At 71.9% G+C, this 8,542-nt stretch carries 5 protein-coding genes and 1 pseudogene; 4 read left to right on the top strand and 2 right to left on the bottom strand.

Going from position 1 to position 8,542, the window contains the following annotated elements; translation table 11 throughout:
• Window positions 1-442 (bottom strand): annotated as a pseudogene (locus PV341_RS41555) (hypothetical protein); the annotation flags it as partial.
• 396 nt (window positions 443-838) lie between these two features.
• Here PV341_RS41555 and PV341_RS41550 point away from each other — a divergent pair.
• Entirely contained in the window at window positions 839-1,810 is a 972-nt protein-coding gene (locus PV341_RS41550) for an aldo/keto reductase (RefSeq protein WP_500326528.1), read from the top strand.
• A 57-nt stretch (window positions 1,811-1,867) separates the two neighbouring features.
• On the opposite strand, the gene PV341_RS41545 is transcribed toward PV341_RS41550, so the two are convergent.
• Window positions 1,868-3,238 (bottom strand): FAD-binding oxidoreductase, encoded by a 1,371-nt coding sequence (locus tag PV341_RS41545; protein ID WP_500360560.1) that lies wholly within the window; start codon window positions 3,236-3,238, stop codon window positions 1,868-1,870.
• A gap of 280 nt (window positions 3,239-3,518) precedes the next feature.
• Here PV341_RS41545 and PV341_RS41540 point away from each other — a divergent pair, with 280 nt between their 5' ends.
• The 3 genes from PV341_RS41540 (at window position 3,519) to PV341_RS41530 (ending at window position 8,519) form a co-directional block, all read left to right on the top strand.
• On the top strand, window positions 3,519-4,418 hold the full coding sequence (locus tag PV341_RS41540; protein ID WP_500326311.1) for a glycoside hydrolase family 19 protein: 900 nt from the start codon (window positions 3,519-3,521) through the stop codon (window positions 4,416-4,418).
• Between the two features lie 342 nt (window positions 4,419-4,760).
• The gene (locus PV341_RS41535; RefSeq protein ID WP_500360558.1) at window positions 4,761-6,524 is read left to right on the top strand and encodes an endonuclease/exonuclease/phosphatase family protein; all 1,764 of its coding nucleotides are present in this window, start codon (window positions 4,761-4,763) and stop codon (window positions 6,522-6,524) included.
• Window positions 6,525-6,551: 27 nt separating this feature from the next.
• A complete protein-coding gene (locus PV341_RS41530; RefSeq protein WP_500326308.1) occupies window positions 6,552-8,519 on the top strand; it encodes a phosphocholine-specific phospholipase C in 1,968 nt (655 codons plus the stop codon).
• Window positions 8,520-8,542 lie beyond the last annotated feature (23 nt).

The raw sequence follows: 8,542 nt of genomic DNA, 5'->3' as shown, positions 1-8,542 counted from the left end.
CGTACGGGGTGTCCGTCGTGGGTGCCGCGGTCGGGGACGGGGTGGACGCCGGCGGCGTGGGGTCCGGCGTCTGCGTCGGGGGCGGCGTGGTCTTCACCGGCTTGGGCTTCTTGGCCTTGGTCTTCACCTTCGCCTTGGCCGGGGCCGCCCCCTTCGACGGAGTCGCGCCGGTGCCCTTCGTCTCCTTCGCCTCCGGTGCCGCGTCACGCCGGCCGCTGTCGGCGTCGACCAGGCCGTGCTCCGGCTGCTCGGACGCGCTCGGCAGGATCGAGGTGACGTGGACCTTGGACGAGCCGGACGCGCGGTCCGCCCCGGTGCCGTCCGAGCCCGACTGCTGGAGCGCCCACGCGGTGCCGCCGAAGGCCGCGGCGGAGGCGACAGCCGCGGCGGACAGCTTGAGCCGCAGGGAACGCCCGCGGCGGTGCTTGGCCTGGTTGCGCATGTGAGACGAGGACCCTTTCAGCTAGCCCCCGCCCGGAATGCCGGCTGCCGCGCTGCGCGGCCGGGGCCGGATACGTCAGGACTCTGCGGGAGCATTCCCGCGGGCGCAAGGGCCTGACCTGCACAGTCGCCGGAAGCGGAGTATGTGATTCCGAAAAGCCGCAGGTCAAAGCCATGATGAACAGCGCAAATCGGTGCATGTGACATCGCCCACGTCGCTCACGGGACGGAAGTCCCGCAGTGGTGCACAGGGGTCTTTACGCTTTCCATTGGACATTGTGGACGGATCCCCCGGTGCAGCGCGGCGGGCCGTCGACGCGAAGATCCACCGGCTTGCATACTCGGGAGCGCGGTTCGGCAACCGAAGCCACCAAAACCACCTTGCGGAGGCATGGACGTGGAGTACACGAAACTCGGCGGCACGGGTCTGGACGTCTCCCGGATCTGCCTGGGCTGCATGAGCTACGGCACCCCCGAGCGCGGCAACCACCCGTGGACGCTGGACGAGGACGCCGCCCGCCCCCTGATACGCGGCGCCGTCGAGGCCGGCATCACCTTCTTCGACACCGCCAACGTCTACTCCGACGGCACCAGCGAGGAGATCGTCGGCCGGGCCCTCGCCGAGTACGCGTCCCGCGAGGAGATCGTGCTGGCCACCAAGGTGAACGGCCGCATGCGCCCCGGCGCGAACGGGGCGGGTCTGTCGCGCAAGGCCGTGCTCACCGAGATCGACGCGAGCCTGCGCCGCCTCGGCACGGACTACGTGGACCTCTACATCATCCACCGCTGGGACCCGCACACCCCGATCGAGGAGACCATGGAGGCCCTGCACGACGTGGTGAAGTCGGGCAAGGCGCGGTACATCGGTGCGTCCTCCATGTACGCCTGGCAGTTCTCCAAGGCCCAGTACACGGCGGAGCGCCACGGCTGGACGAAGTTCGTCAGCATGCAGAACCACTACAACCTCCTCCACCGCGAGGAGGAGCGTGAGATGCTGCCGCTCTGCGCGGACCAGGGCGTCGGCGTGACCCCCTGGAGCCCGCTCGCCCGGGGGCGGCTGACCCGCGACTGGGACACCGTCAGCGCCCGGCAGGAGACCGACGAGTTCGGCGGCACCCTCTACCTTGACGAGGACCGGGTGATCGTCGAGGCCGTCGCGGCCATCGCCGCACGGCGCGGACTGTCGCGGGCCCAGATCGCCCTGGCGTGGCTGCTGGGTAAGCCCGGGATCACGGCGCCGATCGTGGGCGTGGGCAAGGAGGCGCACCTGCGGGACGCCGTCGCCGCCCTGGACGTGCGCCTCACCCAGGAGGAGCTGAAGGAGTTGGAGAGCCCCTACCGGCCGCACGGCGTCGTGGGCTTCTCCTGAGCCGCCACCGTGCCGGGGCCGGGGCCGCGCCGGCCCCGGCCCCGGCCCCGGCCGCCGTCAAGGCGTGATGTTCTGGTTGAGGTGGAACAGGTTCCCGGGGTCGTACGTCCGCTTGACCTCGACGAGCCGGTCGTAGTTGCCCTTGTAGTTGGCCCGGATCCGCCCCTGGTCGTCCCCGGCCATGAAGTTGACGTACCCGCCCTCCTCCGAGAGCGGCGCCAGGGCGCGGTAGTAGTGGCGCACCCAGGCCACGTTGGCCTCGTTGGCCGCGGGATCCGGCCACATGCCGGCGATCACGGTGGCGAAGGACGCGTCGCGGTAGGCGAAGGCTGTCGCGTCCGCGGGGACGCGGTGGCAGGCGCCGTCGATCGGGTAGATGTGCACGGTCGAGTTCACGGCGGGCAGGCCGGCCGCGTGCTCGAGGTGCGCGGCGATGGCCTCGTCGGTCAGCTCGGTGACGAAGTTGGCCTTCCAGTAGTGCTGGAGGCCGGGCGGCACGAGGCCGTCGAAGGCGGTGTTGAGCGCCGGGTACGGCATCGGGCCGATGTGCTCGGCGACGACCGGCGCCATGTCGTGGAAGGGCCGCAGCGCCCGCTCGCCCTCGTCGAGCGGGCCGGCCCAGCAGCTCACGGTGGCGACGTGGACCCTGCCGTGCCGCTCCGGCGGGATGAAGGGCAGGGGCGGGGCGATCTGGAACGCCGGGAAGCTGCCCAGCTGTTCGGGGGCGTCGGCGATGACCTCGCGGTAGGCGTGCAGCACGCTGCCGGCGTCCTGGAGGTCGTAGAAGACGGGGCCGCCGTAGATGTCCTTGACCGGGCTGAGCCGGAACTGGAACGAGGTGACCACGCCGAAGTTGCCGCCGCCGCCGCGCAGCGCCCAGAAGAGGTCGTCGTACTCCTTCTCGCTGGCGACGAGGAAGCGCCCGTCCGCGGTGACGACGTCCGCCGAGATCAGGTTGTCGCAGCTGAGTCCGAGGCCCCGGCTGAGATAGCCGATGCCGCCGCCGAGGGTGAGGCCGCCGACGCCGGTGGTGGAGATGATGCCGCCGGTGGTGGCCAGCCCGAAGGCGTACGTCGCGGCGTTGACGTCGCCCCAGGTGGCGCCGCCCTCCGCGCGGGCGGCGCGTGATCCGGGGTCGACGCGTACGGAGCGCATCGCGGAGAGGTCCGCCACGACTCCGTCGTCGCAGGTGCCAAAGCCCGGTACGGAGTGGCCGCCGCCGCGCACGGCCAGGTCGAGCCCGTTCTCCCGGGCGTAGTCCACCGCGGCGATGACGTCGCCGGCGTTGGCGCAGCGCACGATGACGGCCGGCCGCCGGTCGATCATGGCGTTGTGAACCTGCCGTGACCCGTCGTAGGCCTCCTCGTCCGCGGTGATCACCGCCCCGCGCACGCGCTCCCGCAGCTGGTCGATTGAGGGCTTGCCCATGGCCGACGCTCCTCGTGCGCTGACGACGCAAGCCCGCCCGGGGGCGGGGCCCGCCTGGGGCCGGCGGTGCGGCTCGGCGCGACGCGCACCTTCCCCCGCGGGCCCGCCCGCCACCGGCACCGGCCTGATTCCACGCTACGCCGACGGGGCGGGGCCTCAACCCGGGGCCGTGGCCGGGCCGTGCGGGGGATGTTGGTCTAGACCTTGACAGGTATAGGCCAATCCGGTTCATTGCTGAGTGCGACACGCAACTCCCCCCACACAAGGAGCAGTTACGGTGATGCGACGTACCCTCGCCGCCCTGACCACCCTCACGGCCGCCGCCGGACTGGCGGTGGCGCTCCCCGCCGGCACGGCCTCCGCCGCGACCTGCGCCACGCCGTGGAGCGCCGGCGCCGTCTACACCGGCGGCATGACCGCCTCCTACAGCGGCCACAACTGGCAGGCCAAGTGGTGGACGCAGGGCGAGACCCCGGGCACCACCGGCGAATGGGGCGTCTGGGCCGACCAGGGCACCTGCGGCGGCGGCACGACCGACCCGGGCAACCCCGGCAACCCCTCCGGGTTCGTGGTCAGCGAGGCCCAGTTCAACCAGATGTTCCCGGGCCGGAACTCCTTCTACAGCTACAGCGGCCTGGTCGCCGCCCTCTCCGCGTACCCCGGCTTCGCCAAGACCGGGAGCGACACCGTGAAGAAGCAGGAGGCCGCCGCCTTCCTCGCCAACATCGCCCACGAGACCGGCGGACTGGTCTACATCGTCGAGCAGAACACCGCCAACTACCCCCACTACTGCGACACGAGCCAGCCCTACGGCTGCCCCGCCGGTCAGTCCGCCTACTACGGCCGCGGCCCGATCCAGCTCAGCTGGAACTTCAACTACAAGGCGGCCGGCGACGCCCTCGGCATCGACCTGCTCCACAACCCCTGGCTCGTCGAGCAGGACGCCGCCGTGGCCTGGAAGACCGGCCTCTGGTACTGGAACACCCAGAGCGGCCCCGGCACCATGACCCCGCACAACGCCATGGTGAACCAGGCAGGCTTCGGCCAGACGATCCGCTCCATCAACGGGTCCCTGGAGTGCGACGGCCGCAACCCGGCGCAGGTGCAGAGCCGCGTCAACAACTACCAGCGCTTCACCCAGATCCTGGGCGTCGCCCCGGGCGGCAACCTCACCTGCTGAACGCCTCGCCTGCGCGCAGCGGAACGTGCACCGTTGAACGGTGCATGACGCCGCCTCCCCCCGAGCGGCGGCCCGGGGGGAGGCCGCCGCTCGGGGTGCGGAACCCGTCGTGGAGCATGCCGATCCCCGTGACATCGCTGCTCAAGGCGGTCGTGGGGGCGGACGACGGCCTGTCCCGCCGTGCGCGCCAACCTCAGATTTCCGCCTGATTCCCGGACGGCGGCAACCCGTCGTTCACGGGTTCGTCGCCGTGGGACGGCTTGCTGGGGGCGAAGTTATCTAGACAACTTTGCCCACCCGAACGCCGCCGCGGCGGCGCCGGGGCGGAGAGGACCCAACACCGTGCCATCCCTCTCACAGGTCGCCGCATCCGGAAGCAGCGTCGCGCTCGACTCCACGACGCCTCCGCAACGCGGCGACAAACTCACCTTCACCTGGTCGACGGACGCGCCCGACCCCAAGAACTGGATCGGCGTCTACGACGGGGACCGCCAGCCGGGCAGCGGCAGCGGCTCGCTGGTGTGGACGTACGTCACCGGAACCTCGGGGAGGACGACCCTCGACACCTCCGGGCTGAGCGGCGGCCCGTACACCGTCTACCTGCTGGCCAAGGACGGCTACGGCATCCTCGCCAAGACCGAGCCGTTCACCTTCGCCGGCCCGCCCACCGGCGACCTCGTCGAGCTGCGGACCCCCAAGCCCTTCGAGGGCGACAAGGTCTCCTTCCACTGGACGACGGACGCGCCCGACCCCAAGAACTGGATCGGCGTCTACGACGGCGACCGGGTCCCCGGCAACGGCGCCTCCCTCGCCTGGGAGTACACCCCCGCGGCGTCCGGCGACATCAGCATCGACACCTCCGGGCTGAGCGGCGGGCCGTACACGGCCTACCTGCTGGCCAAGGACGGCTACGGCATCCTGGCCCGCACCGCGCCCTTCAGCTTCGTGCCGCGTCCGGTCATCCCGCGTCCGCATGCGGTCGTGGACGCCGTCACCACCGCCGAGCAGACGGCGGGCACTTCCTTCTCCGTCGCGCTCGGCGGCCTGTGGATCCGGCCCGAGGGCAATGCCGAGGGCAGCGCGACCTTCAGGCGCGCCGGCGGCGACCCGTGGCTGACCGTCGCAGCGGACGGCACCGTCAGCGGCAAGGCCCCGGCCCTCGCGCCGCGCACCCCCGGCCGGCTGGTGGTCGCCGTCACCGACAGCGCCGTCGGCGGCGACACCGTCACCGTCCAGGTGCCGGTGCGCGCGAGCAGGGACCGGCTGACGCTGAAGGTCGCCACGCTCAACCTGTGGGACGCGGGCAGCCACATCGACGGCGCGCTGGAGAAGCAGCTGCGGCTGGTGCTGACCCAGGGCCTCGACGCCGTCGCGCTCCAGGAGTGCGGTGACGACGGCGCCCAGCGGCTCGCCGCCGCGCTCGGCTGGCACGTGCACCAGGCCGGCGGCCTCGGCATCGTGAGCCGCCATCCGCTCACCGGCACCGTCGCCCCCACCGCCTCGCTGCCGGCCGCCGCCGCGACGCTGCGGCTGCCCGGCGACCGCACCGTACGGCTGTGGACGGCACAGCTGGACGAGGCCGGCTACGGGCCGTACGCGGTGCTCGCGGGCCGCACGGCCGCGCAGGTCGAGGCGGCGGAGAAGGGCACCGCACGCTACCGGCAGACGCAGGCGCTGGTGGCCGCGATGCGCCGCGACATCGCCTCCCGCGGTCCCGTCGTGCTCGCCGCCGGCCTCGCCTCGCCGTCGCACCGCGACTGGACGAGCCGGACCTCGTCCGCGCACGGGGGAGCCGGCCGGCTCCGCTGGCCGGTCACCGAGGCCCTGGAGGACGCCGGCCTCACCGACGCCTTCCGCGCCGATCACTCCAGCCCCGTGAAGGACCCCGGCACCACCTGGTCACCCGTCAGGCCGCGGCGCGAGGACGGCGGCGCGGAGCCCCAGGACCGCATCGACCAGGTCCAGTACGCGGGCCCGCTCAAGGTCGTCGAGGCGCACACCCTGGTCACCGGCTGGCCCCGGCCCGTCCCGGACACCGCAGGCAACGGCTGGCCCTCCGACCACGCCGCCGCCGTCGTCACCTTCTCCCTGTCCGCCCGCGGCTGACCCCGAACGACCTAAGGAACCTTCCCCATGACCGAGTTCAGCCGCCGCGCATTCATCGGCACCGCCGCGGGAGCCGCCGCAGCCGTCGGGCTCCCCGGCACGGCCGAGGCCGCCGGGCACGGCCCGCGGCACGGCAGCATCGACGACGTCAAGCACGTGGTGATCCTGATGCAGGAGAACCGCAGCTTCGACCACTACTTCGGCACCCTCAGCGGCGTACGGGGCTTCGGCGACCGCCAGGCGGCCGTGCTGTCCAACGGCGACCCGGTGTTCCGCCAGCCCGCCCGCGGACGCGAGGAGGGCCACCTCCTGCCGTTCCGCATGGACACCACCAAGTACAACGCCCAGAACGCCGGCGGCCTCCCGCACGACTGGGACAGCGGCCACTCGGCCGTCAACAACGGCGCCATGGACAAGTGGGTGTCCGCCAAGGGCGAGCGCACCATGGGCTACTTCACCCGCGAGGACATCCCTTACCAGTACGCGCTCGCCGACGCCTTCACCCTCTGCGACGGTTACTTCTGCTCGCTCAACGGCCCCACCGACCCCAACCGCCTCTACCTGTGGACCGGCACCGCAGGTCCCGGCGTCGACGGCACCACCGGCCCGTGGACCGACAACACCCCGGTCACCGACAACCCGGTGGCGGACTGGACGACGTACGCCGAGCGGCTGGAGGACGCGGGCGTCACCTGGCGCGTCTACCACAACCCGGACGGTTCGGACGACCGCAACGGCGACTACGACGACAACGCCCTGTCGTACTTCAAGCAGTTCCACGAGTTCCCCAAGGACGACCCGCGCTACGTCAACGCCATGACGAAGTTCGACCTGACGGCGTTCGACAAGCACTGCAAGGACGGCACGCTGCCCACCGTCTCCTGGCTGGTGGCGCCGTACCTGTTCTGCGAGCACCCCGCGGCCAGCCCCGACTACGGCGCCCACTGGGTCAACACCGCGCTGCAGTCGCTGTTCTCCAACCCCGACGTGTGGAAGCACACCGTCTTCCTGCTCATGTACGACGAGAACGACGGCTACTTCGACCACGTCATCCCGCCGTTCCCCGAGCCGGGCACCAAGGACGAGTTCGCGAACGGCAAGGCCATCGGTCTGGGCAGCCGGGTGCCGCTGTGGGTCGTGTCGCCGTGGTCGCGCGGCGGCTGGGCCAACTCCCAGGTGTTCGACCACACCTCGGTGCTGCGCTTCCTCGAACGCGTCACCGGGGTGAAGGAGCCCAACATCTCGGACTGGCGGCGCACCGTCTGCGGCGACCTCACCAGCTGCTTCGACTTCACCAAACCCGACTACAGCATCCCCGCGCTGCCGGACACCCTCGCGCTGATGGCCAAGGCGGACGCCAACAACGCGCTGCCCGCGGTGAAGGTGCCCGACCGTTCGGCCATGCCGCAGCAGGAGGAGGGGCGGCGGCCGCACCGCCCGCTGCCGTACCGGCCGTGGGCCGACGTGACCGTCGACCGCGACAAGGGCAAGGTCACCTGCAGGCTGACCAACGACGGCACCGTCGGCTACCACTTCACCGTGCTGCCCAACACGGCGCTGCCCTTCACCGGCACGCCGTTCACGGTCCCGCCGCGCTCGTCGCGCACGTACGTGTGGGACGCGGCGGACACCGACGGCCGCTATGACTTCTCCGTGCACGGCGCCGACGGCTTCGTCCGCCGCTTCTCCGGGACGGTCGTCCCCGACGGCCAGGACGACGTCGCCGTGCCGGGGGTCGCGGCCACCCTGCGGCACGACGGGCGCCCGGAGCACGCGGCCGTCGAGTTCTACCTGCGCAACGACGGCGGCACCGAGGTGGCCTTCACGCTCACGCCGAACGACTTCGCCGGCAAGGAGCAGACCGTGTGGGTCAAGGCGGGCGACCGCACCCGGGTGACCTGGCGGACCGACGGCGGCCGTTACGACGTGACCGTCACCGCGGGCACCGGCACCCGCTTCGTCCAGCGGTACGCGGGAACCGTCCACTCCGTGTGAGGCACGCCGGAGGGGACGGGAGG

Source organism: Streptomyces sp. PA03-1a (assembly GCF_033792805.1).
Classification (GTDB): Bacteria; Actinomycetota; Actinomycetes; order Streptomycetales; family Streptomycetaceae; genus Actinacidiphila.
Note: the sequence above shows the minus strand (reverse complement) of the source record. Positions and strands in the feature narration are given on the sequence as shown.

Bases quoted from the DNA above. Each gene is read 5' to 3' on its own strand.
- PV341_RS41545 (WP_500360560.1), bottom strand. From the start codon at position 3,238: ATGGGCAAGCCCTCAATCGACCAGCTGCGGGAGCGCGTGCGCGGGGCG.
- PV341_RS41540 (WP_500326311.1), top strand. From the start codon at position 3,519: ATGCGACGTACCCTCGCCGCCCTGACCACCCTCACGGCCGCCGCCGGA.
- PV341_RS41530 (WP_500326308.1), top strand. From the start codon at position 6,552: ATGACCGAGTTCAGCCGCCGCGCATTCATCGGCACCGCCGCGGGAGCC.